The sequence below is a fragment of the Sphingobium sp. RC1 genome, assembly GCF_059738765.1.
Genome location: NZ_AP027309.1, coordinates 386425 through 413372 on the forward strand (window position 1 = coordinate 386425; position 26948 = coordinate 413372).

Annotated in this window: 24 protein-coding genes and 1 pseudogene; 9 read left to right on the forward strand and 16 right to left on the reverse strand. The window is 64.0% G+C overall.

What is annotated here, in order from left to right; translation table 11 throughout:
- Nucleotides 1–107: 107 nt before the first annotated feature.
- Entirely contained in the window at nucleotides 108–569 is a 462-nt protein-coding gene (locus AC6JBC_RS18025) for a low molecular weight protein-tyrosine-phosphatase (RefSeq protein ID WP_498026830.1), read from the reverse strand.
- Entirely contained in the window at nucleotides 566–2020 is a 1455-nt protein-coding gene (locus AC6JBC_RS18030; protein WP_498026831.1) for a helicase HerA domain-containing protein, read from the reverse strand. The genes AC6JBC_RS18025 and AC6JBC_RS18030 overlap by 4 nt, the downstream gene beginning before the upstream one ends.
- Nucleotides 2021–2294: 274 nt before the next feature.
- Here AC6JBC_RS18030 and ppc point away from each other — a divergent pair, with 274 nt between their 5' ends.
- The 3 genes from ppc to AC6JBC_RS18045 all read left to right on the forward strand — a co-directional run bounded on the left by ppc (nucleotide 2295) and on the right by AC6JBC_RS18045 (nucleotide 6475).
- Nucleotides 2295–4991: a phosphoenolpyruvate carboxylase gene (gene ppc / locus AC6JBC_RS18035; protein ID WP_498026832.1), complete on the forward strand. Its 2697-nt coding sequence runs from the start codon at nucleotides 2295–2297 to the stop codon at nucleotides 4989–4991.
- A 249-nt stretch (nucleotides 4992–5240) separates the two neighbouring features.
- A complete protein-coding gene (locus tag AC6JBC_RS18040; protein ID WP_498026833.1) occupies nucleotides 5241–5819 on the forward strand; it encodes a hypothetical protein in 579 nt (192 codons plus the stop codon).
- Nucleotides 5819–6475, forward strand: coding sequence for a hypothetical protein (locus tag AC6JBC_RS18045; RefSeq protein WP_464789623.1), 657 nt, complete (start codon nucleotides 5819–5821; stop codon nucleotides 6473–6475). Before AC6JBC_RS18040 ends, AC6JBC_RS18045 begins: the two co-directional genes overlap by 1 nt.
- Before the next feature lie 43 nt (nucleotides 6476–6518).
- On the opposite strand, the pseudogene AC6JBC_RS18050 reads toward AC6JBC_RS18045, so the two are convergent.
- Nucleotides 6519–6973 (reverse strand): annotated as a pseudogene (locus AC6JBC_RS18050) (peptidylprolyl isomerase).
- Between the two features lie 157 nt (nucleotides 6974–7130).
- On the opposite strand from AC6JBC_RS18050, the gene mgtE reads away from it, so the two are divergent.
- Together mgtE and AC6JBC_RS18060 are read left to right on the forward strand one after the other, a co-directional pair.
- Nucleotides 7131–8564 (forward strand): magnesium transporter, encoded by a 1434-nt coding sequence (gene mgtE, locus AC6JBC_RS18055; protein ID WP_498026834.1) that lies wholly within the window; start codon nucleotides 7131–7133, stop codon nucleotides 8562–8564.
- A 40-nt stretch (nucleotides 8565–8604) separates the two neighbouring features.
- Nucleotides 8605–9003 (forward strand): DUF1489 family protein, encoded by a 399-nt coding sequence (locus AC6JBC_RS18060; protein WP_498026835.1) that lies wholly within the window; start codon nucleotides 8605–8607, stop codon nucleotides 9001–9003.
- Between the two features lie 179 nt (nucleotides 9004–9182).
- Here the strand turns inward: AC6JBC_RS18060 and rpoN are convergent, their stop codons facing one another.
- Nucleotides 9183–10691 carry an RNA polymerase factor sigma-54 gene (gene rpoN / locus AC6JBC_RS18065; protein ID WP_498026836.1) on the reverse strand — a complete coding sequence of 503 codons (1509 nt, stop codon included), beginning with the start codon at nucleotides 10689–10691 and terminating at the stop codon, nucleotides 9183–9185.
- Nucleotides 10692–10742: 51 nt separating this feature from the next.
- Nucleotides 10743–11528, reverse strand: a complete 786-nt coding sequence (gene lptB, locus AC6JBC_RS18070; RefSeq protein WP_498026837.1) for an LPS export ABC transporter ATP-binding protein — start codon at nucleotides 11526–11528, stop codon at nucleotides 10743–10745.
- Nucleotides 11529–11770: 242 nt separating this feature from the next.
- On the opposite strand from lptB, the gene cofH reads away from it, so the two are divergent.
- From cofH to AC6JBC_RS18090, 4 genes are all read left to right on the forward strand, one after another.
- The gene (gene cofH, locus AC6JBC_RS18075; RefSeq protein WP_498026838.1) at nucleotides 11771–14050 is read left to right on the forward strand and encodes a 5-amino-6-(D-ribitylamino)uracil--L-tyrosine 4-hydroxyphenyl transferase CofH; all 2280 of its coding nucleotides are present in this window, start codon (nucleotides 11771–11773) and stop codon (nucleotides 14048–14050) included.
- The gene (locus tag AC6JBC_RS18080) at nucleotides 14050–14925 is read left to right on the forward strand and encodes an HpcH/HpaI aldolase/citrate lyase family protein (protein WP_498026839.1); all 876 of its coding nucleotides are present in this window, start codon (nucleotides 14050–14052) and stop codon (nucleotides 14923–14925) included. Before cofH ends, AC6JBC_RS18080 begins: the two co-directional genes overlap by 1 nt.
- A 50-nt stretch (nucleotides 14926–14975) precedes the next feature.
- The gene (locus tag AC6JBC_RS18085; protein ID WP_498026840.1) at nucleotides 14976–16088 is read left to right on the forward strand and encodes a helix-turn-helix transcriptional regulator; all 1113 of its coding nucleotides are present in this window, start codon (nucleotides 14976–14978) and stop codon (nucleotides 16086–16088) included.
- Between the two features lie 153 nt (nucleotides 16089–16241).
- A complete protein-coding gene (locus AC6JBC_RS18090) occupies nucleotides 16242–17483 on the forward strand; it encodes a CaiB/BaiF CoA transferase family protein (protein ID WP_498026841.1) in 1242 nt (413 codons plus the stop codon).
- Between the two features lie 44 nt (nucleotides 17484–17527).
- Here AC6JBC_RS18090 and AC6JBC_RS18095 read toward each other — a convergent pair whose 3' ends face one another.
- Genes AC6JBC_RS18095 through AC6JBC_RS18145 form a run of 11 tightly spaced genes read right to left on the reverse strand, consistent with a single transcriptional unit; the run spans nucleotide 17528 to nucleotide 26939 of the window.
- A complete protein-coding gene (locus tag AC6JBC_RS18095; protein ID WP_498026531.1) occupies nucleotides 17528–18700 on the reverse strand; it encodes an acyl-CoA dehydrogenase family protein in 1173 nt (390 codons plus the stop codon).
- A gap of 3 nt (nucleotides 18701–18703) precedes the next feature.
- On the reverse strand, nucleotides 18704–19906 hold the full coding sequence (locus AC6JBC_RS18100) for an acetyl-CoA C-acyltransferase (protein WP_498026530.1): 1203 nt from the start codon (nucleotides 19904–19906) through the stop codon (nucleotides 18704–18706).
- 17 nt (nucleotides 19907–19923) lie between these two features.
- On the reverse strand, nucleotides 19924–20367 hold the full coding sequence (locus AC6JBC_RS18105) for a nuclear transport factor 2 family protein (protein WP_498026529.1): 444 nt from the start codon (nucleotides 20365–20367) through the stop codon (nucleotides 19924–19926).
- A 4-nt stretch (nucleotides 20368–20371) separates the two neighbouring features.
- Nucleotides 20372–20851 carry a MaoC family dehydratase gene (locus AC6JBC_RS18110; protein ID WP_498026528.1) on the reverse strand — a complete coding sequence of 160 codons (480 nt, stop codon included), beginning with the start codon at nucleotides 20849–20851 and terminating at the stop codon, nucleotides 20372–20374.
- 2 nt (nucleotides 20852–20853) lie between these two features.
- Nucleotides 20854–21645 carry an SDR family oxidoreductase gene (locus tag AC6JBC_RS18115; RefSeq protein ID WP_498026527.1) on the reverse strand — a complete coding sequence of 264 codons (792 nt, stop codon included), beginning with the start codon at nucleotides 21643–21645 and terminating at the stop codon, nucleotides 20854–20856.
- Entirely contained in the window at nucleotides 21642–22718 is a 1077-nt protein-coding gene (locus tag AC6JBC_RS18120) for an acyl-CoA dehydrogenase family protein (RefSeq protein WP_498026526.1), read from the reverse strand. The genes AC6JBC_RS18115 and AC6JBC_RS18120 overlap by 4 nt, the downstream gene beginning before the upstream one ends.
- Nucleotides 22718–23623 carry an SDR family oxidoreductase gene (locus AC6JBC_RS18125; protein ID WP_498026525.1) on the reverse strand — a complete coding sequence of 302 codons (906 nt, stop codon included), beginning with the start codon at nucleotides 23621–23623 and terminating at the stop codon, nucleotides 22718–22720. The genes AC6JBC_RS18120 and AC6JBC_RS18125 overlap by 1 nt, the downstream gene beginning before the upstream one ends.
- 13 nt (nucleotides 23624–23636) lie before the next feature.
- Nucleotides 23637–24083 (reverse strand): nuclear transport factor 2 family protein, encoded by a 447-nt coding sequence (locus AC6JBC_RS18130; RefSeq protein ID WP_498026524.1) that lies wholly within the window; start codon nucleotides 24081–24083, stop codon nucleotides 23637–23639.
- Nucleotides 24080–24730 (reverse strand): gamma carbonic anhydrase family protein, encoded by a 651-nt coding sequence (locus AC6JBC_RS18135; RefSeq protein WP_498026119.1) that lies wholly within the window; start codon nucleotides 24728–24730, stop codon nucleotides 24080–24082. The genes AC6JBC_RS18130 and AC6JBC_RS18135 overlap by 4 nt, the downstream gene beginning before the upstream one ends.
- Nucleotides 24731–24748: 18 nt before the next feature.
- Nucleotides 24749–25900: an acetyl-CoA C-acetyltransferase gene (locus AC6JBC_RS18140; protein ID WP_498026120.1), complete on the reverse strand. Its 1152-nt coding sequence runs from the start codon at nucleotides 25898–25900 to the stop codon at nucleotides 24749–24751.
- A complete protein-coding gene (locus AC6JBC_RS18145; RefSeq protein ID WP_498026121.1) occupies nucleotides 25893–26939 on the reverse strand; it encodes an acyl-CoA dehydrogenase family protein in 1047 nt (348 codons plus the stop codon). The genes AC6JBC_RS18140 and AC6JBC_RS18145 overlap by 8 nt, the downstream gene beginning before the upstream one ends.
- Nucleotides 26940–26948: the final 9 nt, after the last annotated feature.

Here is a 26948-nt window from a genome sequence, read left to right on the forward strand (position 1 = left end):
GTAAGGTGAGTGGGTGCATCTTGCTGGCTTCGCGTGGGAAGCGAGGTTTTGAGGGACGCGCTGCGCGGGCTGGTTTGTCTCCAAGGCGCCGCGTCTCCGCGTGAAAATTAGCCTTGGAGGTGTTTGATCAGGGCGCGGGCTGCTCTCGTGACGTCATCCCATGTCTCATCGAAGCCTTCGTCCTCGCCGAAATAGGGGACGGTGACGCTGGTGCCTTCGCGGCCGGGGATCAGGTCCATGAGGAGGCGGAGGTCGGCGGTGCCGTCGGAGGGGCGGATGCGGCGGAGGTTTTTGAGGTTTTCCGCGTCGAGGGCGAAGATGTGGTCGAAGCAGTGGAAGTCCTGCGCGGCGACTTGGCGGCCGCGATAGGTGGATATGTCTATGCCGTGGCGGAGGGCAACGGCCTGCGCGCGGCTATCGGGCGGGCAGTCCACGTGCCAGTCGCCGGTTCCTGCTGAATCGACCTTGATGGGTAAGCCTGCGCGTTCCGCTTCGGCACGTAGGGCGGCTTCGGCCAGCGGCGAGCGGCAGATATTGCCGAGGCAGACGAAAAGGACGGAGACGCTCATCCTTCGGCTGCTGCGGTGGAGAGGCCCAACTGGGGCACGCCGATCGAGCGGCGGCCGCCGAAATCGGTGCGGGCGACGATGACGCCGATCTTTTCCATATAGTCGATGAGGCGGCGAACTCGGCCCTGCGAGCTGGTGCCATAGGCGCGGGCGAGGGCGGTGTCGTCGGGGCAGGGCAGGCCCTGCATCGCGGCGCGGGCGATGAGGAGGAAAGGGGCGAGCATGTCTTCGGGCAGGGGCTGGGCGGCCTTCATCGCGTCTTCCCAGCGGGGGTCGGCGGCGTCGAGCATGCCCGCCTGCGCCATGGCGAAACGCTTGCGGAAGGCGGAGAGGTCTAACGGCGGCGTGCGCAGGCCCTTCATGCGGCAGCGGACGCCGAAATCCTGATAGAGGCTGGAGACGCTGGGTTGCGCATCGCCGAGATCGGCGACGATTTCCTCAAGGACAGCGATGACCACCGGCTCATTTTGGCCAAAGTCGAGTTCAGGCGCGGCGGGCTTGGCGAGCGGCGCGGTGGCGAGCGCGCGCATCAGTTCCTCGGCCGGGAGCGGCGGTGGGTCGGCGCGGGGCGGGGGAGAGGGCAGAGCGTCCTCTTCGCCTGCACCGGCGAACAGCAGTTCCTGAAAATTTTCGGTCGCGGTTGCCGGGGGTGGCATCAGCTTGTGGGTGCCGCCGCGCGTGCTGGTTTTCACGGTGCCGATCTTCACCGCCACGGGGCGGCGGCAGATGGCGGGGCCAAGCGCGAGGAAGCGGCCGCGTTCGAGATCGCGTATCTGTTCGGCCTGGCGGCGCTCCATGCCGAGCAAGTCGGCGGCGCGGGCCATGTCGATGTCGAGGAAGGTGCGGCCCATGAGGAAGTTGGAGGCTTCGGCCGCGACATTCTTGGCGAGCTTGGCAAGGCGCTGGGTAGCGATGACGCCCGCAAGGCCGCGCTTTCGGCCCCGGCACATGAGGTTGGTCATGGCGGCCAGCGACAGGCGGCGGGCTTCGTCGGAGACGTCTCCGGCGGCGACGGGGGCGAACATCTGGGCTTCATCCACGACGACGAGGGCGGGATACCAATGGTCGCGAGGGGCGTCGAACAGGGTCGAGAGGAAGGTGGCGGCGCATTTCATCTGCGCTTCCAGTTCCAGGCTTTCGAGGCTGAGGACGACCGAGGCGCGATGTTCGCGGATGCGCGCGGCCATCTTGACGATCTCGCGCTCATTATAGTCGCCCGCGTCGATGACCACATGGCCATATTTGTCGGCCAGTGTGACGAAGTCGCCTTCGGGGTCGATGACGACCTGTTGGACGAGGGGCGCGCTTTCTTCCAGCAGGCGGCGCAGGAGATGCGACTTGCCGGAGCCCGAATTGCCCTGAACAAGCAGGCGGGTGGCGAGCAATTCCTCGACGTCGATCGGAACGGGGTTGCCGTTGCCGTCGGTTCCTATGCTGATGGTGGCGGTCACGGACTTCCTTTGGCCCATGCGGTGGGATTCGCGCAAGGGTGGTGTGATTTGTCAGCTCACCTCCGTTCGGGCTGAGCCTGTCGAGGCCTTTCACTTCTCCTTCTCCTGAAAGGAAGGAGGAAAGTAGAGCCCTTCGACAAGCTCAGGGCGAACGGTGTGAGAGGGGTGCGCAGGTAGGAGCCCAGTTCAGAGCGCAGGCCTGGGCTCCTCCCTGCGCAGTAGCACGATGTGTTGATGCTTGACCCATAGGTTGTTGCGGCGCAGCATCGATCTCATGGCGACTCTTTCATCCCCTGTTCCTCCGGTTACGCAAAATCCGGACATTCGTTATCTTGGCCGACTGCTTGGCGATGTGATCCGGGCTTATGGCGGCGAGAGGCTCTATAGGCAGACGGAATATATCCGGTCGGCTTCTGTGGACCGGGCGCGGGGCATTCATGGCGCCGATGTGGTGGATACCGGGCTGGAGGCGCTGAGCTTGGACGACACATTGTCGTTCGTGCGCGGATTCATGTTGTTTTCGATGCTCGCCAATCTGGCCGAGGATCGGCAGGGGGTGGCGGCTGATCCGGACGCCGACGTGAAGTCGGCGATCGAGCGGCTCGAATCGCATGGGATTGGTCGCGATGCCGTAATGGCGCTGCTCGACCATGCGCTGATCGTGCCGGTGCTAACCGCTCACCCGACCGAGGTGCGGCGCAAGAGTATGATCGATCATAAGAACCGTATCGCCGACCTGATGCTGCTGAAGGATGCGGGGCGTGAAGAAACGGAGGATGGCGAAAATCTGGACGAGGCGATCGCGCGGCAGATCGCTCTGCTGTGGCAGACGCGACCTTTGCGGCGGCAGAAGCTGTTCGTGCAGGATGAGATAGACAATGTCCTGACCTATTTCCGCGACGTGTTCCTGCCGGTGCTGCCTGCGCTTTATGCGCGGTGGGAGCGGGTGCTGGGGGGCCGGCCGCCCAGCTTCCTGCGGGTAGGAAACTGGATCGGCGGGGACCGGGACGGCAATCCGTTCGTGCAGGCGCCGCAGTTGCGATCGGCGCTGGGGCGCGGGTGCGAGGCGGCGCTGGCCTATTATCTGGACGCGGTGCATGCGTTGGGCGCAGAGCTGTCCTTGTCGACGGAATTGGCGCAGGTGCCGCAGGCGGTGCTAGATCTGGCGGAAGCGAGCGGCGATAGCTCGCCTAGCCGGGGGGATGAGCCCTATCGCCGTGCGCTATCCGGTATTTATGCGCGGCTGGCGGCGACCTATCGGGCGTTGGTGGGGAAGGAACCGCCGCGTCCTTCGCGCTTGGTCGGCGAGGCCTATGCGCTGCCGGGCGATTTGCGGCGTGATCTGGTTACGGTGGCGCAGGGGCTGGCGAGTGAGGGCGATGGCGCTTTGGCGACCGGCGGGGCGCTGGGGCGGTTGATCCGGGCGGTGGAGACGTTTGGTTTTCACTTGGCTACGCTGGACATGCGGCAGAATAGCGATGTGCATCAACGCGTCGTTGCCGAGTTGCTGAAGGTCGCGGGCGTGGCGGAGGATTATGTTGCGTTGGATGAGGATGCGCGGGTAGCGCTGCTGCGCGGCGAACTGGCGAGCAACCGGCCGTTGGGGTCGCGCTTTTCGGAATATTCGGAGGAGACGGCTTCCGAACTGGCGATCGTGCAGGCGGCGGCGGATGCGCACAAGACTTACGGGCCTGCCTGCATCAGCCATTATATCATTTCCAAAGCGGAGAGCGTTTCGGACCTGCTGGAGGTCAACCTGTTGTTGAAGGAAGCGGGGTTGTGGCGCGCGGGCAAGGATAGCGGCCCGGCGCAGGCGGCGATCATGGCGGTGCCGCTGTTCGAGACGATCGCCGACCTTGAGGCGGCTCCGGACATCATGGCGGCCTATTTTGGCCTGCCGGAGATTGCGGGCGTCGTGCGCGGGCGCGGTCATCAGGAAGTGATGATCGGCTATTCCGACAGCAACAAGGATGGCGGCTATATCACCTCCACCTGGTCGCTGTATCAGGCGAGCAAGGCGCTGGCCCCGGTGTTCGAGGATGCGGGGACAGGGATGCAGTTGTTCCATGGCCGGGGCGGTGCCGTAGGGCGTGGCGGTGGTTCATCCTTCGCGGCGATACAGGCGCAGCCGCGTGGCACGGTGCAGGGGCGCATCCGGATCACGGAACAGGGCGAGGTGATCGCGGCGAAGTTCGGCACGCGTGATGTGGCGATGACCAATTTGGAGGCGATGACGAGCGCGACTTTGCTCGCCAGTCTGGAGCCGGAGGGGATTTCCGATCGGGATGCTGCGCGCTTTGCGGGGGCGATGGATGAGCTTTCGAAGACGGCTTTCGCGGCCTATCGCGAGCTGGTTTATGGAACGGGGGGGTTCAAGGAGTTTTTCCGGCAGCTGACGCCGATCCAGGAGATTTCGGGCCTGAAGATCGGATCGCGCCCTGCGAGCCGGACCAAGAGCACACGGATCGAGGATTTGCGGGCGATACCATGGGTGTTCAGCTGGGCGCAGGCGCGGGTGATGCTGCCGGGCTGGTATGGCATGGGGCAGGCGTTCGAGGCTTTCAAGGACAAGGCGTTGTTGGCGGACATGGCGCAAAGCTGGTCCTTCCTGCAATCAGCGCTCGCCAATCTGGAGATGGTGCTGGCGAAGTCGGATTTGGGGATTGCAGCGCATTATCTGCCGCTGGTCGAGGATCAGGCGGCGGGCGGGGCGATTTTCGAGCGTATTCGTGAGGGGTGGCAGCTGACGCATGACGGGCTGCTGGCGGCGAGCGGGCAGTCGCGGTTGCTGGAGAAGAATCCGAAGCTGGATGAATCAATCCGGCTGCGGCTGCCCTATATCGAGCCGCTGAACCTGTTGCAGGTGGAGTTGATGAAGCGCCATCGCGGCGGAGAGAATGATCCGCGGATCAAGGAAGGGATCGAGCTGTCGATCAACGCGATCGCCACGGCGCTGCGCAACAGTGGATGAGTGGGGGAATTCGGGACGGCTGCAGTCCATGCCGCCCCGAACCCCTGGCCTCCCCATAAAGGGAGGCGCGAGCCGATAAGAACGGGCGCCTGGACGTGCGCCCGCTGTCCGAAATGCTAATCTATCCAATGAGATGAAGGTCGGATGAACATGAATGCCGACACGCGACGAGCAGAGCCTGGCTTTCATTCACAACCAATTCAACCTGTAGGCGTTATCCTGTCTGTATTGGAGAAAAGGAGAAAGGCAATGACGTGGTCCGGACAGAAGTTTCTGGCTGCGATTAGCCTTGCCGGTGCGGTGGCACTGGGCGGCTGCGCCTATGATGACGGCTATTATGGCGGCGTGAGCGTGGGATCAGGCTATTACGGCGGTGGTTACTACGACGATTATTATGGCCCCGGCTATTATGGTTCGGGCTATTACGGCCCCGGCTATGGATGGTACGGGGATTATTATTATCCCGGCAGTGGCTATTATGTGTTTGACCGGGGCGGACGCCGTCATCGCTGGAATGATGATCAGCGCCGTTATTGGGAAGGCCGTCGCAATGAACGAGGCGATCATTGGCGCGGCAGTTTGGCGCGACCGGAAGATGGTCGGCTCTATCGCGATGGACGCCCCGTGAGAGATGGGCGCTGGCGCGGGCGGGACCGTAATGATGCCACGGCTGCTCCCCCGCCAGTTCAGAGCCAGCCGCGCGCGGGTAGTCCGCGCGGCAGTTGGGGCGGTGGACGGTCCGGGTCGGGATCAGGCTCAGGTTCGGGTTCCAACTCCGGCAATGGCAGTTCCGATGGCAATCACTGGCGCGGGACGTTGCGTCGCTGATGCGGGCTGGGTGGGGCGCTGTAACGCTTATCGCATGCCTCTCGCTCGCCGCCTGTGACGGGCGGGAGGAAAGCGCGATCGACAATCTCGCCAATGGCGCCAATGCGACGCAGGTGGAAAACAGCTTCCGCGCGGAGGCGCAAGCGGCGCTGGAGCCGCTAAGGCCGCCTGAACCGGGCACGCCGGGTGGATTGCCGCCGGACGCCGCGCCGATCGAGGAAGGATCGATCGATCCCAAGGGGCCGCAGGGCGCCGCACAGGTAGTGCAGGGCTATTATGGTCTGTTGGAAGAACGCCGCTTCGACGACGCGCAAGACCTTTGGAATCAGAAGGGCGCGGTTGGTGCGGAGGATGACGAGGTCTTTGCTCGGCGATTCCGTAATTTCAGCGAAATCCACGCGCATGTCGGGGCGCCCAGTGAGATGGAGGGCGCGGCGGGGTCGCTTTATGTGACGGTGCCGGTGCAGGTTTACGGGCGGCTCGCGGCCAATGGAAAGCCCTGGTACATGCTGCGGCAGGTGACGCTGCGCCGGGTAAACGAAGTGCCGGGGTCGAGCGAGGCTGACCGGCGGTGGCATATCGAGACGATCGGAGCTTATGTTGCGCCGGTTGAGGGTGAGGCTGAGGTCGGGAACAACGCCTCAGCGGCACGCTGATATTGGAGCGAGCGGAGATGGCTCCGCTCGCCCTTGCGCCTTATCAGGAAACGGCGGCCTTCAGAATCTTGCCCGGGGTGCGGGGCGGTTCGCCCTTGGGGAGGGCGTCTACATGTTCCATGCCGGAGGTGACTTCGCCCCAGACGGTGTACTGGCCGTCGAGGAAGGTAGCGTCGTCGAAGCAGATGAAGAACTGGCTGTTCGCGCTGTTCGGGTTCGACGAGCGGGCCATGGAGCAGACGCCGCGGACATGCGGTTCGCGGCTGAATTCCGCCTTGATGTCAGGAAGCTTCGACCCGCCCATGCCGGTGCCGGTCGGATCACCGCCCTGCGCCATGAAGCCGGGGATGACGCGGTGGAAGACGACGCCGTCGTAAAAGCCCCTTCCTTCGCCAGTTCGGTGATGCGCTCAACATGGCCGGGCGCCAGGTCGGGACGCAGCTTGATGACGACGTCGCCGCCGCTGTCGAGGGTAAGGGTGAGCGTTTCGTCTGCCATGGAAATCTCCTCTTGAGGGGGAGTGGGGAAATGTTGGTCCATATAGAGCGTTAGGACCGGGATGGAAGCGCCTCAATCAATCTTTGGGGCATTGCTTTTAATTCATTCATGAGCAAAAGCAGCCAAATGTTACAGGAACCGGACAGTAGGGGACGCGATGAGCGAGCGAGCCGATATGGCCGAACCCCGGCCGGACGAACTGCCTGTTGACGACAAGATCGTTGAACAGCCCGAATCCCGTCATGACGAGGATGATCGGCTAAGGCCCGCATTTGTTTCCGCCGTGTTGGACGCGGTGGAGGATGACGACCGCGATCGCGCGCGCGAACTGGTTTCGCCGCTGCACCCCGCCGACATTGCCGACCTTCTGGAACTCACCCCGTCCGACCGGCGCGGGGAGGTGGCGGCGGCGCTGGGCGATCTGGTCGGCGCGGAGGTGCTGTCCGAGCTTAACGACTATGTCCGCGATGACCTGCTCGATGCGCTGGAGCCCAAGCAGGTTGCCGAATTCGCCGCCGAGCTGGATACCGACGACGCGGTCGCGATCATCGAGGATATGGAGGAGGCCGATCAGCAGGCCGTCCTCGATGCGATGGAGCCGGAAGATCGGGCGGCCATCGAAAATGCGCTGTCCTATCCGGAAGAATCCGCCGGTCGTCTGATGCAGCGCGACCTGGTCGCCGTGCCCGAGCATATGACGGTCGGGCAAGTGATCGACTATCTGCGCGACAATCGCGACCTCACTACGGATTTCTGGGAAATATTCGTGGTGGACGAGGCGCACAAGCCTATCGGCACCTGCCAGTTGAGCTGGATACTTACCTGCCCGCGTTCCATCGCGATGGCCGACGTCATGAAGCGCGAGCAGACGCTGATCCCGGTCGATATGGATCAGGAAGAAGTGGCGCTGCGCTTCCAGAAATATGCGTTGATTTCCGCCGCCGTGGTGGACGCGAGCGGGCGGCTGGTCGGCATGATCACGGTCGATGACATCGTCCACATCATTTCCGAAGAGGCGGGCGAGGATATCCTCCGTCTGTCCGGTGCGGGCGAGGGCGACATCAACCAGCCGATATTGGAGACGGTGCGGACACGCCTTTCCTGGCTGGTGGTAAATTTGGGCACGGCGGTGCTGGCGGCTTCTGTGGTCGGGCTGTTTCAGGCCACCATTTCGAAATATGTGGTGCTGGCCGTGCTGATGCCGATCGTGTCCGGCATGGGCGGGAATGCGGGGACGCAGACCATGGCGGTGGCGGTGCGCGCTCTGGCGACGAACCAGCTGACCAGTTCGAACACGATCCGGCAGATCGCGCGCGAATTCCGCATTGCGAGCGCCAACGGTACGGCGCTGGGGATATTGATCGGCGTCGCGGTGGGGCTGATCTACGGCAATCATGACCTTGGCCTTGTCATTGCCATGGCGATGCTGATCAACAATCTGGTCGCGGGGTTGGCGGGCATATTGGTGCCGGTGACGCTCGATCGGTTCGATATCGATCCAGCGGTGTCTTCGGCGGTGTTCGTGACGACGATGACCGATGTGATGGGCTTCTTTTCCTTCCTTGGGCTGGCGACGATCTGGGGTTTGTGACGGGGCTTGACCGTTCGCGTTCAGCGCCCATCTTCTGCTGATGCCGCTTCATCTCACCAAGATCGCCTTTGGCAGCGAAAGCCCTGCGACGCTGCGTGCCTGGCTGGAAAGTCATGGCGAAGAGGCGCGATTGACCACGCGCTATTTGCCCAAGCGGGTGGCGGAGATGGAGGGTGGGTCGCTTTATTGGATACATCAGCACAGGCTGGTGGGGCGCAGTCCACTAATCGGGTTTCAGGAAACGGGGCAGGGGCGGTTCTGGATCAGGCTGGAACCCCGGTTGATCGCGGTGCGGGGTGCGCCGAAGCGGGCGCATCAGGGGTGGCGCTATCTGGAGGCGAAGGATGCGTCGCCGGATCTCGGGTCGGGCGAGGTGGATGATCTGGACGCGATGCCGCCCGCGATGCTGGGGGAGTTGGCGCGGTTGGGGTTGGTTTGATGGATCGGCATTGAGCGAACATCCGTTCGCCCTGAGCTTGTCGAAGGGCTTCACTTTTCTTCAGGGCCAGTATTTGAAGGAAAGTGGAGGGCTTCGACAGGCTCAGCCCGAACGGGGGTGAGGTTATTTTGCGGGCGGTCAAACCCTTCGCCAAGCTCAGGGCGAACTGGCGTGGACGGTTAGGCCGCCTTGCCCTGAAGCGCCTTCTGGCGGCGTCTCTGCACCGAAGACCCAATCCCCAACGCTTCCCGATATTTCGCGACCGTGCGGCGGGCGAGGTCCATGCCCTTGGCGCGGAGCAGGTCGACCAGTGTATCGTCTGACAGGATCGCGTCGGGCGCTTCGGCGGCGATCAGAGCCTTGATGTGGCTCTTTACCGCTTCGGCAGAGACAGCGCCGTCGCCGCTGGCCGCCGCGACGCCGCTGGTGAAGAAATATTTGAGTTCATAGACGCCGCGCGGGCAGGACAGATATTTGTTTGATGTCACGCGGCTGACGGTGGATTCGTGCATGCCGATGGCTTCGGCCACCATTTTGAGCGTCAGGGGCTTTAAGTGCGCGACGCCCTTGCGGAAGAAATCTTCCTGGCAGCGGACGATTTCAGTCGCGACCTTGATGATCGTCTTTTGCCGTTGGTCGAGCGCCTTCACCAGCCAGTTGGCGCTGGCGAGACAGTCGGCGAGCCATGCCTTTGACGCGCGGTTTTGTGGGCCAGACGCCAGCTGCACATAATAGCTGCGATTGATGAGCAGGCGGGGGAGGGTTGCGCTGTTGATTTCGATCGACCAGCCATCGCGCGCTGGGTTGACGAAGATGTCCGGGGTCACCGGCGCGGCGCGATCGGTGGAATAGCGCAGGCCGGGCTTGGGATCATAGCCGCGCAGTTCGCGGATCATGTCCGCCATATCTTCTTCATCCACGCCGCAGATGCGGCGCAGCTGGGGGATGGCGCCACGGGCCAGCAGGTCTAGATTGGCGAGCATCTTCGCCATGCAGGGGTCGTATCGATCCGCCTCCTTGGCCTGAAGTGTCAGGCATTCGGCGAGCGAGCGGGCGCCGACGCCCGTAGGATCGAAGCTGTGGATGACGTCCAGAACCTGTTCCGCCTGCGTGAGCGGGACGCCGAGGGCGTAGGCGGTTTCGAGGAGGTTGGCTTCCAGATAGCCCGCTTCGTCAATCTGGCCGATCAACTGCGTGGCGATGAGCAGGTCCATGCCATCGAGCGCGCTGCGCGCCTGGTCCATCAGATGTTCCTGAAGGCCGATTTCCGGATTGGCGAAGCTGTCGAAGTCGATCGCTTCGCCGCCGCCCTGAAGCATCTCGGAACCGCCAGACCCCACGGCGCTGACGGCGCGATCGGAGGGGCCGTCGTCGATGAAGGTTTCCGCGCCATAATCGACGTCGAGAGGGGCGTCGGATTCGGCGTGGCCTTGACCGATCAGGGCGTCGATCGCGCCCGTTTCGGGGGCTAGGGCAGGAAGGTCGATCTGCGCGTCTATGCCATCGGCGGCGGGCGCGTTGTCTATGGGGCCGCCCGTCTCCAGCAACGGGTTTTTTTCAAGCTCGGCGGCGACGAAGGCGTCGATTTCGAGATTGGAGAGGGCCAGCAGTTTGATCGCCTGCTGAAGCTGCGGCGTCATTACCAGCGACTGGCTTTGCCGCAGGTCGAGACGAGGCCCGAGCGCCATCAGCCGGAGCCCTTGCCGTCATGCTGAAGGGAAGGGCTGGGGCCAGTCATTTCAGAGCGAGAAATTCTCGCCCAGATAGAGGCGGCGGACTTCGGCATTGGCGACGAGTTCAGTGGGGCTGCCGGTGAAGAGCACCTGCCCGCCATAGATGATGCAGGCGCGATCGACGATTTCTAGCGTCTCGCGCACATTATGGTCGGTGATGAGGACGCCGATTCCCCGCGTTTTGAGCTGCTTCACCAGGTCGCGAATGTCGGCGATGGACAGCGGATCGATGCCCGCGAAAGGCTCGTCGAGCAGGACGATGGACGGGTTGGCAGCGAGGGCGCGCGCGATTTCGCAGCGGCGGCGTTCACCGCCGGACAACGCCATGGCGGACGAGTTGGCGAGCCGCACGAGGCCGAATTCGTCGAGCAATTGCGCAAGGCGAGCGTCGCGGGCGGACTTGTCGGGCTCGGCGAGTTCCAGCACGGCGCTGATATTCTGGGCGACGGTGAGGCCGCGGAAGATGGACGTTTCCTGCGGTAGATAGCCGAGGCCCAGGATAGCGCGGCGATACATGGGCAGGCCGGTAATGTCCTCGCCATCAAGGATGATGCGGCCATGATCGGGGCGCACCAGGCCCATGACCGAATAGAAGCAGGTCGTCTTTCCCGCGCCGTTGGGGCCGAGCAGGCCGACGACCTCACCCTTCCCGACTGTCAGCGAGACATCGGTCAGGACGGCGCGTTTGTCATAGCTTTTGGCGATGGAGACGACGGACAGTCCGTCGCTCACTTCCTGAGCGGACATGCGCGTGCTGGCGCTTTGTCTATCCTGAATCACGACGTCGTCCATTACTCACCCTTGCTGCGACATGATTAGCGCCAAGTAAAATACCCGCGTGGCCGAGGCAATTGGCAAGCTTTGTGCATGGGATGGCCGCCGGGGCAAGGGGAAAATCGGTGATCTTGGCATCCAGGGCGTCAAAAGCTTGATTTGGTGGGCCGCAGGGGTCAGGGCGGTAAAGCTGAGCCACCCGGTTGCAGGGCCAAGCTATACGCTACTGTGCAATCGACGCGGATAATAAGAGGCGAGGAATGAGGATAGAAGCGCTGATCCGGGAGCCGGTGGAGTCGCTGATCGAGCAGGCTGAGGCGATGACCCTGGCCTCGTTCGGGGCGACCGTCACCTATTCGCGCAAGGTCTTCATCCCGCTGACGCACCTGTGCCGTGATGTTTGCCATTATTGCACCTTTGCCAAGGCGCCGCGCAATGCGGGCGCGCCCTATCTGTCGATCGAGCAGGTGCTGGAGATTGCGCGCGCGGGGGAGGCGGCGGGATGCCGAGAGGCGCTGTTCACGCTGGGGGACCGGCCGGAGGATCGCTATTCGGTGGCGCGGAATGGGCTGGCGGGGCTGGGTCATGACACGACGCTAAGCTATCTGCGTGAGGCGGCGGCTGCGGTGCTGGCGGAAACCAGTCTGCTGCCGCATCTGAACCCCGGCATCATGAGTGACGATGATCTGGCGATGCTGCGACCGGTCGCAGCGTCCATGGGGCTGATGCTGGAAAGCATGGCGGCGCGGCTGGGCGAAAAGGGCGGGCCGCATCATGGTTCGCCCGACAAGGTTCCGGCGGTGCGGCTGGAGGCGATCGAGGCTGCGGGGAGAGCACGGGTGCCCTTTACCACCGGGCTGCTGATCGGCATCGGCGAGACGCGGATGGAGCGGGTCGAGGCGCTGCTGGCGATCCGCGACGTTCATGCGCGGCATGGGCATATTCAAGAAGTTATCATCCAGAATTTCCGGGCCAAGCCGGGGACGCGGATGGTCGATCATGTCGAGCCACCGCTGGAAGAGCATTTGTGGACGGTCGCCGCCGCGCGGTTGATCCTGGGGCCGGATATGACGATCCAGGCGCCCCCCAATCTCCAGCCCGATGGCCTTGCGGCGCTGATGCGCGCGGGGGTCAATGACTGGGGCGGGGTGTCTCCGGTGACGCCGGACCATGTGAACCCGGAAGCACCCTGGCCGCATCTGATGACGCTTGGCGCGGCGACGGCGGCGGCCGGGCGCGTGCTGACCGAAAGGCTGGCGGTGGGGCCGGTCTACGCCAGGGAGCCGGAGCGCTGGCTGGAGCCGGACATCGCGCTGAAGGTCCGTCGGGCGGTGGATGCGAGGGGGCTGCCGATCGTCGAGCGATGGCGCGCGGGAGCGGGTGAGGCGCCGCCGCTGCTGCTACTTGGCGGACGGACGCTGTCGGCCAAGCGGATCGATGCGATATTGGACAAGGCGACGGCGGGTCGAGGGCTGGACGAGAGCGAGATCGTCACGCTGTTCCAGGCTACGGGTTCCGATGTGCGGCGGGTTATGGATGCCGCCGATGCATTACGGCGCGAAGCGGTGGGTGACGCGGTTACTTATGTCATCAACCGCAACATCAATTATACGAACATCTGCACCTTTAAATGTGGTTTCTGCGCCTTTTCCAAGGGGACGGCGAAGGCGCTGCGGGGGCCTGCCTACCGGCTCGATCTGGACGAGGTGGGACGCCGCGCGGCAGAGGCGCAGGCGCGGGGCGCGACCGAAGTATGCCTCCAGGGCGGCATCCATCCGGACTATGATGGCCACACCTATCTGTCGATTGTGAAGGCGGTGCGGGACGCTGCACCGGGCATCCATGTCCATGCCTTTTCTCCTCTGGAGATTACGCATGGGGCATCGACGCTGGGCATGGGGCTGGAACCCTATCTGGCGATGTTGAAGGAGGCGGGACTGTCGACCCTGCCCGGCACGGCAGCCGAAATACTGCATGAGGAGGTGCGGGCGATCATCTGCCCGGACAAGCTGTCGGCGGATGAATGGGTGGCAGTCATGCGCGCCGCGCATAGGGTCGGTCTGAAAAGCACCGCGACGATCATGTTCGGGCATGTCGATGATTATCGCCATTGGGCGCGGCATCTGCGGGTGGTGCGCGATCTTCAGGCGGAGACGGGCGGCTTTACCGAGTTCGTGCCGCTGCCCTTCGTCCATATGGAAGCGCCGATGTGGCGGAGGGGCAAGGCGCGGTCTGGCCCGAGCTTCCGTGAAGCGATGCTGATGCAGGCGGTGGCGCGGATCGTGCTGCATGGTGCTATTCCGAACATTCAGGCGAGTTGGGTGAAGCTGGGTGAGGAGGGCGTAATTGCCGCCCTTGGCGCGGGGGTCAATGATCTGGGAGGAGTGTTGATGGACGAGTCGATCACGCGTGCGGCAGGTGGCGCGCATGGCCAATTTTTCGACGTGGAGCGCATGCACCGCACGGCCGAGGCGGCTGGCCGTTTCGCCCGCCAGCGCACGACGCTTTATGGCATGATCAAGCAGGAGGTAGCCGCCTGATGGGCGATGAAACTGGAACCCCCCGGTCGCGGCGCTTGCGATCATTGCTGTTCGTACCGGGCGATCGGCCCGAGCGGATGCGCAAGGCGTTGGGAAGCGGCGCGGATGCGCTGATCCTCGATCTTGAGGATTCCGTTGCCATCAGTGCCAAGGCGGGGGCGCGGGACGAGGTTGCGGCGTTTCTGAAGGAGGCTGCGGACACCGAAGTCATGCTTTTCGTCCGGGTGAATCCGCTCGACGGCGGACTCACGGATGCGGACCTCGACGCGGTGATTGAGGGCCGCCCGGCCGGGATCATGTTGCCAAAGGCAGAGGGCGCGGCGTCGATCACGGATCTGGACGAGCGATTGCGCAAGAGAGGCGATGGCCGGGCGCTAATCCTGCCTATCGCCACGGAAACGCCCAAGGCGATCTTCCGGTTGGGTGAATATGGTGATGTGCCGGAGCGGTTGGCGGGCCTTACCTGGGGTGCGGAGGATTTGCCTGCTGCGATTGGTGCCCTTTCCGCGCGGCATGCCGATGGTAGCTATACGCCGCCTTATGAGATAGCGCGTGCGCTCACGCTATTTGCCGCCTACGCGGCTGACGTGGCACCGATCGAGACGGTGTATCCGGCGATTCGGGATTTGGACGGTCTCGCGGCCTATGCGCAGCGGGGCGCGCGCGACGGTTTTCTGGGCATGATGGCCGTGCACCCCGACCAGGTGCCCGTGATCAATGCCGCCTTTACGCCGTCGGAAGAGGAGATTGCGCGGGCGCAGGCGGTGGTAGATGCCTTTGCGGCCAATCCTGGTGCCGGGGTCCTGACATTGGATGGCAAGATGATCGACCGACCTCACCTTAAAAAAGCGCAGGCGCTGCTGGCTCGTTGTTGAGCCTGATCCGCCCGGCTTGACGGTCCCTCTCCCATATGGGAGAGGGTCGCATGGGTTCTCTTTGGGCTGATCAGAATGAGCTGTTCCTGCCTCTGGTGGACGGCATTCATGAAAGTCCGCCTTTTGGCGCCTTTATCCGCAATCTGGTGGGGCGGACCTATGCGCGGCGGGCTTTCCTGATCATCTCGCTGGCCAATGCCATGCCTGAGCAGGAGCCGACCGTAATCCACATCGCCGCGCCGCGCGCGTCGCAGGAGCCGCCTTTGGACTTTCGGCGGCTGGATGCGTTGCGCCTGCACCCTTATGGATCGCTGCGTCCGGGGCGCGTCTATGCGCTGGACGAGATGCTGAATTATGATGACGCGGATGAACTGGCGCGGCAGCGCGAGGCGCTGAATGAAATGAACATCCGCTATGGCCGGTGGATGCGTGTGGCGGCGGGCGGGGTGGCTGACGCGCATTTTCTGCTGGTGAGGGAGCGGGAGGATTTTTCCGCCTCTGCCGTTGCTGTGCTGTCGAGCATTGTCCCGCATTTCGCTGCGGCCCTACGGACGCTGGTGGCATTGATCGAGGCGCGATTGCAGGTTGCCATGGCGCAGGGCGCGCTGTCGCGGTTGGGCGTTGCGCAGTTGGCGTTCGATTGGGGCGGTCGGGTGATGGCCGCTGATCCTGCGGCCGAGGCGCTGCTGGCCTTCACGATGAAGCCGGGACCAAGTCCGGAGCGGCGGTTGCAATTGCTGCCCGAAGCTGCCCATGCGCTCAACCGGGCCTGCGCTGAAATGGCGTCGGCGCCGCCCGGCGCGACGCGGGTGATCCGGATCGACGATAGCAGGGATATCGACCTGCTGCTTCGCAAGTCGGACCTGGCCTTAAGCGAACCGTGCGCCTTGCCTGCGGTGATCGGCATAGTGCGCACCGCCCGCCGCGAGCCTGCGCAGGCGGCGACGGGGACTTTGGCGGCGTTGCACGGGTTGTCGGGCAGCGAGGCGGCACTCGCTCACGCGCTGAGTCTGGGCGAAAGCATCGTTGGTGCGGGTGAGCAGCTTAATCTGACCACGGAGACGGCGCGTAATTATTCCAAGCGGATATATGAAAAGACGGGGGCGAAGGGGCAGGCGGATCTGGTTCGGCTGATCCTCACGGGGCTGGCGCCCTTTGCGTGATGGCTGGCGATCCAGCCATTTCCGCTGTTTTGAAACTGCAGATTTTTCATCGTCCGACTGCAAGTTTCACGGCCTGTTGTCTGGCGCTTTGACAGGAAAGTGGATAAAGGGCCGCCCAACGCTACGCATATCAATTTGGAGGGGCAGGCGACTATGAGCAATAAGAAGGCAGCCCTCGAAGGCATCCGCGTCATCGACATGACCCGCGTGCTCGCAGGCCCGGTGGGCGCGCAGATATTGGGCGATCTGGGCGCCGACGTGATCAAGGTGGAACGTCCGGGCGTGGGAGATGATGGCCGGGTATATGGTCTTGCCGAGGTAAAGGGCAAGGACGGGATGAACGTCCGCCAAGCGGGCTTTTTCACGGCGGCTAACCGCAACAAGCGGTCGATCACGCTGAACCATAGCAAGCCCGAGGGGCAGGAAATCCTGCGCAAGCTGGTGGAGACGGCGGACGTCCTGATTGAAAATTACAAGGTGGGCGATCTCAAGCGGTTCGGCCTGGATTATGAGAGCCTGAAGGCGATCAATCCGGGCCTTATCTATTGTTCGGTTACAGGCTTTGGCCAAACGGGGCCGATGGCCGCCCGGCCCGGCTATGATGGTTTGTTTCAGGCGACGGGCGGGATGATGGCCGTCACCGGCATTCCGGATGGGCAGCCGGGAGCTGGGCCGCTCAAGGCGGGACCGAGCCTCGTTGATTTCATCACCGGCCATAATGTCGCCATTTCCATATTGGCGGCACTCCAGCATCGTAACCGGACTGGTGAAGGGCAGCATATCGATATCGCCCTTCTGGATAGTTCGGTGGCAATGATCAGTCATATCATGCAGGATTATCTGTTGAGTGGCGCGGTCCCGCCGCGCCTTGGCAATGGCGGCAATGGCGGTGGTCCCGCCGATCTTATCCATACCAAGGACGGCATGCTGTATCTCACCGCTGGCGGTGACGAGCATTGGCGGCGCTTGACGGTGCTGATGGGCCAGCCTGAACTATATCAGGACTCCCGCTTCGATGAGAATTTCAAGCGCGGCAAGTTGAACCGCATGGAATTGATCGACATCATCAACGTTTGGAGCCGGACCTTCACCTCCGAGGAGCTTCAGGCGAAGTTCGATGAGGTGAGCATTCCCGCCGCGCGCTACAATGAGCTGCCTGAGGTTTGGGAAGATCCGCAGGTCCAGCATCGCGGCCTTCGGGTGACGACGCAGCATCCCTGGGCGGAGGCCGGTACGGTCGACCTGATCGGAAGTCCGCTGGCCAATATGTCGGAGTCTCCGGCAACGATCCGCCGCCCGCCTCCGCTTCTTGGCGAACATAGTGCCGAGGTGTTGGGCGAACTCGGCTATGACGAAGCACGCATCGCCGAACTGCAAGAATCGAAGATCATCTGATCGGGTGGCTCCGGCGGCTCTTATGGTGCCGCCGGAGCTTATCCTCATCCTCTGGGTTCTCTTGGCATAGCTAATCCTCGTTCAGCGATGATGTTGCGCTGGATTTGGTCGGTTCCGGCATAGATGGTGTCGGATCGGGACATGAGGTGCATGGTTGTGAGGGAGCCCATGCGTTCGTCGTTGATGCCTATTTCCCCCTCTTGTCCCATGACCGCCATGGCAAGGTCGCCCAATGCGACGTGCCAGCGGGACCAGTAGAGTTTGTAGGTATAGGCGGCGCCTGTGAGTTCGGGGTTGGCTTCGCCGCCGGAGAGCATGCGCAGGGCGTTGTAGCGCATGATCTTGAGGCCTGCATGGGCGGTGGCGATTTTCTGGCGGGTGAGCGGGTCTTGTGCCTTGCCGTTGGCCTTGGCGATGGCGATGATGTCGTCGAGTTCGTTCCTGAACTGCATCTGCTGGGCGAGGGTGGAGACCCCGCGCTCAAAGCCAAGGAGCGCCATGGCGACCTTCCAGCCTTCGCCTTCCTGGCCGATGCGGTCGATCGCGAGCGCCTCTGCCCCGTCGAAGAACACCTCGGCAAACTCGGCCTCGCCGGTCATCTGGCGGATCGGGCGGGCATCGACCCCGGGCTGGTCCATGGGGACCATGAGGAAGGAGAGGCCCTTGTTGCCGACGCTGCCGGGCTCTGTGCGGGCAACGACGAAGCACCAGTCGGCGATCGTGCCCATCGAGGTCCAGATCTTCTGCCCGTCGATGATGTACTTGTCACCCTCGAGCCGCGCCTTGGTCTTGACGTTGGCAAGGTCGGAGCCTGCGCCGGGTTCAGAATAGCCCTGACACCAGATCGCCTTGCCGGTGGCGATGTCGGGCAGGAACCGGGCCTTCTGCTCCTCGGTCCCCATGGCGATCAGCGTCGGCCCGAGCAGTTCGACGCCAAGGTGCCCGGCGCGGGGCGGACCCTTGGCCCGGGCATATTCCTCGGCGAAGATGATCTGCTGCGCGATCGAGGCACCCCGCCCGCCCCATATCTCGGGCCAGCCAATGACGCTCCAGCGCGCCTCGCCCAGCGCCGCTTCCCAGGCGCGGCGAAGCTCGACATTGTCGACCTGGTTGGTCTGGCCGCGGATGGCCTTGAACGGGCCGGAGAGCTGTTCGTTGAGCCAGCTCGCGGCCTCCTCGCGGAAGGCTTTGAGTTCAGGGGCGAAGGCAAGTTGCATGGATCAGGCGACCTCGAACAGACCGGCCGCGCCCATGCCGCCCGCGACGCACATGGAGACGACCACATATTTGACGCCGCGGCGCTTGCCTTCGATGAGGGCGTGGCCGACGAGGCGCGAGCCGGTCATGGCGAAGGGATGGCCGATGGCGATGCCGCCGCCATTGACGTTGAGCTTCTCCGGATCGAGCCCAAGCGTGCGCTGGCAATAGATCGCCTGGTTGGCAAAGGCTTCATTGAGCTCCCACAGGCCAATGTCGTCGATCTTGAGGCCGGTGCGCTCCAGCAGCTTGGGGATGGCGAACACGGGGCCAATGCCCATTTCGTCCGCGCCGCAGCCTGCGACCTGAAAACCCCGATAGATGCCGAGGACGGGGAGCCCTTCCTTCTGCGCGGTGGCAAGGTCCATGACGACCTGGGCCGATGCGCCATCGGAGAGCTGGCTGGCGTTACCGGCGGTGACGTGCTTGCCTTCCTTGATGACCGTGCCGTTCTTGAACACGGGCTTCAATTCAGCGAGCTTCTCATAAGTGGTGCCAGCGCGGATGCCTTCATCCTTGGTGATGGTCAGTTCTTCCTTGCCGGTCTCATTGCCTTCCTTGTCGAACAGCGCCTTGGTGACCGTGATCGGCACGATCTCGTCATCGAACTTGCCTGCTTCCTGGGCGGCGGCGGCGCGCTGCTGCGACTGTGCGGCAAAGCGGTCCTGGTCCTCGCGGCTGATGCCATAGCGTTCCGCGACGATCTCGGCGGTCTCGATCATCACCATATAGGCGTTGGGATCGCGTTCCTTGATGAACTCGGAGCGGTTGCGGAAGGCGGGATAGTGCTTGTCGATGGTGAGCGAGACATTCTCGACCCCGCCCGAGACGGCGCAGTCGATCTCGTTGGCGATGATGCCGCGCGCGGCAAAGGCGAGCGCGTTCAAACCGGACGAGCATTTGCGGTCCATCGAGAAACCGGCCGTGGTGTCGGGGAGGACCGAGCCGTGGACGGTGAGGCGGCCGACATTGTAGCTTTGCGTGTTCCACTGGTTGGCAACGCCCAGATACACGTCATCGACGCGCGCGGGATCGATGCCTGCGCGGGCGATGGCGGCATCGACTACATGGGAGGACATGAACGGCGCTTCGGTGTCGTTGAACGCGCCGCGATAGGCTTTGCCGACGCCGGTGCGGGCGGTGGAGATGATGGCTGCTTCACGCATGTTTATCGATCCTTGAATTAAAAGCCGTGCATGTTGGACTGGCCCCAATAGGCGCGCATTTCGGTCACTTCATTGGCTTCGTTGAAGCGGAAGGTGTCGATGACGTCGATGCGCATGGCCTTGCCGTCATGGTTGAGGTTCACCGAGAAGGGGAAGACGGCATAGTCGCCCGCGACCCGAACCGGGCCTTCGAGCTTCAGCTTCGCGCCGGTCTGCATCGATTCGGCATAGAAGGCGCGGATCGCCTCGCGGCCCTTGCGGATGGGCGAGCCGATCGGGTCTTCGACCGTGGCGTCCTGCGCATAGAGGGCGGCGACCTGGTCGGCGCTGCCCGCTTCGAACGCTGCGACATAGGCGTTGACGGCGGCTTCCATTTTTACAGGATCGGGCATGGCTTTGGCTCCGGCTAGGGCAGGGGTGAGGAGGGTAGCGGCAAGTGCGATCAGGAGGCGGGCGGCCATGGCCTTAGCCTTCCGGGAAATAGCGGTTGATGGTATCGACCACGCAGGCGGGCTTGGCGGTAGGCTGACCATCTGGACCTTCGATCTCGACGGTGACGCGGATCACCGCCTGGATGGCGCCGCCCTTCACTTCCTCGACCGAGACGATTTCGCCCGAGCCCCGGATGCGCGAGCCGACCACGACCGGATTGAGGAAGCGGGTCTTGTCCATGCCGACATTGACCCCTGCGGAAAAACGCCGGACCTCGATAATCTGCGGCATGAACAGGTTGACGAGGGAGAGGGTGAGGTAACCATGGGCGATGGTCGCGCCGAACGGGCCATCTTTCGCGCGGATCGGATCGACATGGATCCACTGATGGTCGCCGGTGCATGTCGCAAAGGCGTCGATGCGCGACTGCTCGATGGTGAGCCAGTCCGACGTGTCGAGCTTTGCCCCTTCCTTGCCCAGCAGGTCTCGCGGATTTTCGAAGATGGTCGCCATTGTTACGCCCGCTGGCTCGAGACCGCGACGATTTCGCCGGTCATGTAGGAGGAGAGATCGGAGGCGAGGAACATCATCACATTGGCGATTTCCCAGACCTCGGCGGGGCGCTTGAAGGCTTCCTTCTCGACCAGCTTGTCGAGCGCTTCCTGCGTCGTCACCTTGGCGAGGAAGGGGTGCATGGCAAGGCTGGGCGAGACCGCATTGATGCGCACGCCATGTTCGGCCGCCTCGATCGCGGCGCAGCGGGTGAAGGCCATGACCCCTGCCTTGGCGGCGGCATAATGGGCCTGGCCCTTTTGCGCGCGCCAGCCAAGGACCGAGGCGTTGTTGACCATGACGCCCGACTTGTTCGCATACATGGAGGGGAGGAAGGCGCGGGTCATGCGGAACAGCGAGGTCAGCGTCACGTCGAACACGCGCGCCCACTGCTCGTCGGTCATGTCGACGATATCGGCCTCGCCGCCCAGCCCGGCATTGTTGATGAGGACATCGACCTTGCCGAGATGGTCAAGCGACGCGTCGCGCAAGCCCTGCACGGCTTCCTCGCTGGTGACGTCGCACACGAAGGTGGCGGGACGCTCGACCTTGGCTTCATCGGCGATGCGGTCGGCTGCTTCATTGAGGCGGCGTTCATGGAAATCGCTGATGAGGAGCCTGGCCCCTTCTTCCGCCGCGCGCTTGGCGGCGGCAAAGCCGATGCCGGTGCCCGCTGCCGCGGTCACCACCACGGTCTTGCCCTTGAGCATGCCCAGCGGGGTCGGATAGGGCGGAACAGGCGAGGTCGGGGTCATGCGGCGTCCTTCATGATGATCTTGGCGAGCGCTTCGCGATGCTGGTCCGGCGTGCCGAGCCAGCTGGCAGAGGCGCGGGCGCGCTTGAAATAGAGATGGGCGTGATGTTCCCAGGTGAAGCCGATGCCGCCATGGAGCTGGATCGCGTCGCCGCTGACCGAGCAATAAGCGTCCGACACATAGGCGCGTGCGGCATGGGCGGCTTCGGCGAGCTCCTCGCCATTCTCATCGATCGCGGCGGCGGCATAATAGGCCGCCGAGCGCGAGGCTTCGACCAGCAGCATCATGTCGGCGAGCATATGCTTATAGGCCTGGAACGAACCGATCAGGCGGCCGAACTGGACGCGTTGCTTCGCATAATCGACCGTCGCATCGAGGCTGTACTGCATGCCGCCGGTCTGCTCGGCGGCAAGGAGGCCCGCGCCGATGGTCAGCGTGCGCTCGATCGCGGCCTTGGCGCTGCCGGGGGCGCCAAGGATCATCTCCGGCGTCACGTCGCAATCGAAGGTGAGGCAAGCAAAGCGGCGGGTGCGGTCGAGCGCGGGCAGCGCCTCGATGGCAAGGCCGGGGGTGTCGGCTTCGAGGATGACGAGGCTGTCGTCAGCCGTCGCCACGACGATGAGCTGCGCGACATGGCCGAAGGTCACGAACTGCGCCGTGCCGGTGAGGCGGCCATTGGCGAGAGTGGGGCGGCTTGCTGTGCCAGCGAAAGTTGCGCGCGTGCCGGTGGCGAGGCGGGGCAGCAGCGCCGCCTTCTGTTCCTCGCTGCCCGCAGCGAGCACCGCCTGCACGGCGAGCACGGCGGTTTCGAAGAAGGGGACGGGCGCAAGGACGCGGCCGGTTTCTTCTAGCACCAGCGCCATTTCGACCGCGCCCAGGCCAAGGCCGCCCTGGGCCTCGGGGATCATGAGCCCGGTAAAGCCCATCTCGCCAAGGCTGTCCCACAGGCTCTCGTCAAAGCCGCTCGTCCCTTCGACGGCGGCGCGGATGACGTCGGGGTTGGCGGCGTCGGTCAGGAAGTCGCGGGCGGCGTCCTGGATCGCGCGCTGATCATCGCTGAGCGCGAAATCCATCAGGCGGCTCCGTAAACCGGCTTTGCCGGTTCGCGGGTGTCGATGAGCTTGCGCACGATCGCGTCCATTTCTTGTGGCTCGAGGCGCGCGCCCTTGTCGAACGCCGGGCTGTCGGTCCAGCCCTGCGAGAGGAAGACCTGTCCGCCCTTCAATTCAAACACCTGGCCAGTCACCCCCTTCGACTGTTCCGAGACGAGATAGGCGACCAGCGGCGCCATATTTTCCGGCGCGAACAGGTCGAATTCGCCTTCCTTCGCGTCCATGTCGAACGCGCCGGTATTGGTCATGCGGGTGCGGGCGTTGGGGGCAAGGGCATTGGCGGTGATGCCCAGGCGCCCCAGCTCGGCGGCCTGCACCAGCGTCAGCCCGGCAATGCCTGCCTTGGCCGTCGAATAGGCCGACTGGCCGACCGAGCCCTGGAGGCCTGCGCCCGAGGTCGTGTTGATAATGCGCGCATCGACCGGGTTGCCCGCCTTGCTCTGCGCGCGCCAATATTCAGCGGCATGGCGCGAGGTGCAGAAATGGCCCCGCAGATGGACGCGGATCACCGCATCCCATTCTTCCGGGCTACAGGTGAAGAACATGCGGTCGCGCACGAAGCCTGCATTGTTGACCACGGCATGAAGCGCGCCGAAGCTGTCGAGTGCCTGTTCGACCATCCTCTTGCCCGAGTCCCATTCGGCGACGTCATCGGTGTTGGCGACGGCCTGCCCGCCCATCGCCTTGATCTCGTCCACCACCTGCTCGGCCGCGCCCTTGGTCGCGCCCGCTTCGCCATGGGTGCCCACGCCCAGGTCGTTGACCACGACCTTGCAGCCTTGCGCCGCCAGGCCCAGCGCATAGGCCTTGCCCAGCCCATTGCCCGCCCCGGTCACGATCGCAACACGTCCTTCGCAGATACCCACTTGCCTTACTCCTTCATTGCGCTGCGACGGGGATCAGCAGATGCTGGCTCAGGTCCCCAACGAGATCGAGCAGGGAATAATCCCGCCCGGAAAAATGCCATGCCCCATCCACGTAGGTGAAGCTGTCATGATAGCGGCCCGCGCAGATCGCCTGCAACGGCAGGTCCGGGGTCGCCTGAAACACGGTATAGTAAGAGCGGCAGGTGGCGGTGCCTGCGTCCTCGTCCAGCTCGACGATGGGATTGGTGATGACATGCTTGGTGCGCGGCGTGCCATCGTCATGGATGCGTACATGGGCCTGCCACAGCGCCAGCATCGGCGCTGCGCCTTCGACCATTTCGCCGCCGCCTGTCTTGATCCGGGCGCGCTCGAACAGGGCGGCGACGGCTTCAAGGTCGCCTGCGTCCATCAGTTCGGCATAGCGGTAGAGCAGATTGGTGATCGCCGTGGCGCTGCTCATGGCTGACCCTCTCGCTGCGCCGCCTGGCGTTCGCGATGCTGCGCGGTGCTGCCGGTCAGGCGCACGGCGATGGCGTCGGAGGCGACGCGCTGCGCCTGCCGCTCCGGGCTGGCTTCGCCCAGCGGCTCGGCTTCGACCAGTCCAGTCAGCGCGGCTTTGGCGAGCTTTTGATATTCGCTTGTCCCATTGTTGCGCCAGGTGACCTGGTGCGGCTCGAAACTCTTGACCACCTTGGCCGGATTGCCGACGACCAGGCTGCGTGGCGGGGTCACCGTGTCGGACTTCACAAGGGCAAGGGCGGCGACGAGATTTTCGTCACCTATGATGGCATTGTCGAGGATCACCGCGTTCATGCCGATGAGCGCATTTTCGCCGATCTCGCAGCCATGGATGATCGAGCCATGGGCGATGGTCGCGCCACGCTTGATGATGGTATCGCGCAGCTGGTTGGCATGGACCGACACATTGTCCTGGATCGAGCTGTCGCCTTCCACCACGATCCGCCCGAAATCGCCGCGCAGCGAGGCGCCCGGCGCGATGAAGCAGCCCGGTCCGACGATCACGTCGCCGATCAGCGACGCCAGCGGATGGACGTAGCTGGTCGGATCGACGACGGGTGTGATCCCCTGATAGGCGTAGCAGGGCATGGGGCCGCGCTTTCCCTCTTAGAGCCGTTCGATGATGGTGACGTTGGCCTGGCCGCCGCCTTCGCACATGGTCTGGAGGCCATAGCGCCCGCCGGTGCGTTCGAGCGCACCCAGCAACGTGGTCATCAGCCGCGCCCCGGTCGCGCCGATCGGATGGCCCAGCGCGATTGCGCCGCCCTGCACATTGACCTTCTCATGGGGGATGTCGAGTTCCTTCATCCACGCCATGGTGACGCTGGCGAAAGCCTCGTTACATTCGAACAGGTCGATGTCGCCGATCGCCATGCCCGCTTTCTTCAGCGCATATTGGGTGGCGGGGATCGGACCGGTCAGCATCCAGACCGGATTGGCGGCGCGCACGGACAGGTGATGAATGCGGGCGCGGGGTTTCAGGCCATGGTCCTTGACCGCCTTCTCGCTGGCAATGAGGAGGGCTGCGGCCGCGTCGCAATTCTGGCTGGCGACGCCTGCGGTGATGATGCCGCCTTCATTGACGGGCTTCAAGGACGCGAGGCCCTCCAGCGAGGTGGTGGGACGGATGGTTTCATCCCTGGCCAGCCCTTCGAGGGGCGCCACTTCATGATCGAACCAGCCATTGTCCCAGGCCGCCTGCGCGCGCTGGTGCGAGGCGAGCGCGAACGCCTCCATCGCTTCACGGCTGATGCCCCATTTGTCGGCGATCATCTCGGCGGACTTGATCTGGTTGACCTCTTCCATGCCATAGCGCTCGACCCAGCCCTTCGACCCGTGGAAAGGGCTGTCAAAGCCATATTGCGCGCCCGCGATCATCGCGGCCATGATCGGGATCTGGTTCATCGCCTGGCTGCCGCCCGCGACGACCAGGTCCTGCGTGCCGCTCATCACGCCCTGCGCGGCGAAGTGCACCGCCTGCTGCGACGATCCGCACTGGCGGTCGACGGTGACGCCGGGCACCTCTTCAGGGAGCCCTGCGACCAGCCATGCGGTGCGGCCGATATCGCCCGCCTGGCCGCCGATTGTCTCGGTGCAGCCCCAGACCACGTCTTCGACCTGAGAGGGATCGATGCCGGTGCGCTTGACCAGTTCGCGGATCGGATGGGCGCCCAGATCGGCCGGGTGGACCTGGGCAAGGCTGCCCTTCTTGCGGCCGACGGGGGTGCGGACGGCGTCGATGATATAGGCTTCAGGCATTGTTGGCTTCCCGGGCGAAGGTCTGGTCCGGCCCCATGGGCTGGGTGAAGATGCGCGTGGCGATGCGCGCGCGGTGAGTGGCGGGCGTACCCCAGCTCTGGGTCAGCGCGAGCGCGCGTTTCAGGAACAGGTGGACGTCCACTTCCCAGCTGTAGCCCATCGCGCCATGCACCTGGATCGAGGCGCGGGCGGCCTTGTCGGCGGCTTCGAGCGCCACCAGCTTGGCATGGCTGACGCGGGCGCGGGCCTGGGTGTCACGCGCGCCGATCTCGGCTGCGGCGGCGGCGACCACGGGCTTGGCGAACTCGATCGCCACCTGCGCGGAGGCGAGGTGATGCTTGACCGCCTGGTAGCTGCCGATGGGTTTGCCGAACTGCTGGCGTTCCTTGGCATAATCGACGGCAAGATCGACCGAACGCTGGGCAAGACCAAGCGCGAAGGCGGCGTTGAACAGGGCGGCGCGGTCGAAAGCGAGGTCCCAGTCGGCCCCATTTTGATTATTTGGCCCGAGCGGCGTTGCGTTGCTTGGGCTCCATTCTACCGAGAAGAGGCGGCGGAAGGGATCGATGCTGGGCTGGGCGGTCAGCGTCACCTGATCGGGCGTGGCGAGGAAAGCCTCGCCATCCTTTTCGAGCAGGATCGCGGCCGCGCTGTCGGCATTGGCGACATAGGGGTTGGCGGGGTGGGCGATGGCGATGGTCGCCATCGGATCGGCGAGCAGCGGATGATCGGGCGCAAGGGCAGCGAGCAGGGGCGCTGCGACGCCTGCGCTCTCGACCAGCGGTTCGGGCAGGACGACATAGCCCGCTTCCTGCGCGATGAGAGCAAAGTCGGTTTCGGTCAGATCAATGCCGCCCGCTTCTTCAGGCAGCAGGATGAGGGTGAGGCCGGTCTCGACGATCGCGGCCCAGCGCGCATCGTCGCGCGCGACGCCCGCTTCCATCATGCGGCGCCAATGATCGGGCGTGCAGCTGTCGGCGAACAGGGTGCGTGCGGTCTCGGCAAACATCAGCTGTTCGTCGCTGAGGGTGAAGTCCATCTCAATTCC

Bases quoted from the DNA above. Each gene is read 5' to 3' on its own strand.
- AC6JBC_RS18025 (WP_498026830.1), bottom strand. From the start codon at position 569: ATGAGCGTCTCCGTCCTTTTCGTCTGCCTCGGCAATATCTGCCGCTCG.
- ppc (WP_498026832.1), top strand. From the start codon at position 2,295: ATGGCGACTCTTTCATCCCCTGTTCCTCCGGTTACGCAAAATCCGGAC.
- AC6JBC_RS18040 (WP_498026833.1), top strand. From the start codon at position 5,241: ATGACGTGGTCCGGACAGAAGTTTCTGGCTGCGATTAGCCTTGCCGGT.
- AC6JBC_RS18045 (WP_464789623.1), top strand. From the start codon at position 5,819: ATGCGGGCTGGGTGGGGCGCTGTAACGCTTATCGCATGCCTCTCGCTC.
- mgtE (WP_498026834.1), top strand. From the start codon at position 7,131: ATGAGCGAGCGAGCCGATATGGCCGAACCCCGGCCGGACGAACTGCCT.
- AC6JBC_RS18060 (WP_498026835.1), top strand. From the start codon at position 8,605: ATGCCGCTTCATCTCACCAAGATCGCCTTTGGCAGCGAAAGCCCTGCG.
- rpoN (WP_498026836.1), bottom strand. From the start codon at position 10,691: ATGGCGCTCGGGCCTCGTCTCGACCTGCGGCAAAGCCAGTCGCTGGTA.
- lptB (WP_498026837.1), bottom strand. From the start codon at position 11,528: ATGGACGACGTCGTGATTCAGGATAGACAAAGCGCCAGCACGCGCATG.
- cofH (WP_498026838.1), top strand. From the start codon at position 11,771: ATGAGGATAGAAGCGCTGATCCGGGAGCCGGTGGAGTCGCTGATCGAG.
- AC6JBC_RS18080 (WP_498026839.1), top strand. From the start codon at position 14,050: ATGGGCGATGAAACTGGAACCCCCCGGTCGCGGCGCTTGCGATCATTG.
- AC6JBC_RS18085 (WP_498026840.1), top strand. From the start codon at position 14,976: ATGGGTTCTCTTTGGGCTGATCAGAATGAGCTGTTCCTGCCTCTGGTG.
- AC6JBC_RS18090 (WP_498026841.1), top strand. From the start codon at position 16,242: ATGAGCAATAAGAAGGCAGCCCTCGAAGGCATCCGCGTCATCGACATG.
- AC6JBC_RS18095 (WP_498026531.1), bottom strand. From the start codon at position 18,700: ATGCAACTTGCCTTCGCCCCTGAACTCAAAGCCTTCCGCGAGGAGGCC.
- AC6JBC_RS18100 (WP_498026530.1), bottom strand. From the start codon at position 19,906: ATGCGTGAAGCAGCCATCATCTCCACCGCCCGCACCGGCGTCGGCAAA.
- AC6JBC_RS18105 (WP_498026529.1), bottom strand. From the start codon at position 20,367: ATGGCCGCCCGCCTCCTGATCGCACTTGCCGCTACCCTCCTCACCCCT.
- AC6JBC_RS18110 (WP_498026528.1), bottom strand. From the start codon at position 20,851: ATGGCGACCATCTTCGAAAATCCGCGAGACCTGCTGGGCAAGGAAGGG.
- AC6JBC_RS18115 (WP_498026527.1), bottom strand. From the start codon at position 21,645: ATGACCCCGACCTCGCCTGTTCCGCCCTATCCGACCCCGCTGGGCATG.
- AC6JBC_RS18120 (WP_498026526.1), bottom strand. From the start codon at position 22,718: ATGGATTTCGCGCTCAGCGATGATCAGCGCGCGATCCAGGACGCCGCC.
- AC6JBC_RS18130 (WP_498026524.1), bottom strand. From the start codon at position 24,083: ATGAGCAGCGCCACGGCGATCACCAATCTGCTCTACCGCTATGCCGAA.
- AC6JBC_RS18135 (WP_498026119.1), bottom strand. From the start codon at position 24,730: ATGCCCTGCTACGCCTATCAGGGGATCACACCCGTCGTCGATCCGACC.
- AC6JBC_RS18140 (WP_498026120.1), bottom strand. From the start codon at position 25,900: ATGCCTGAAGCCTATATCATCGACGCCGTCCGCACCCCCGTCGGCCGC.
- AC6JBC_RS18145 (WP_498026121.1), bottom strand. From the start codon at position 26,939: ATGGACTTCACCCTCAGCGACGAACAGCTGATGTTTGCCGAGACCGCA.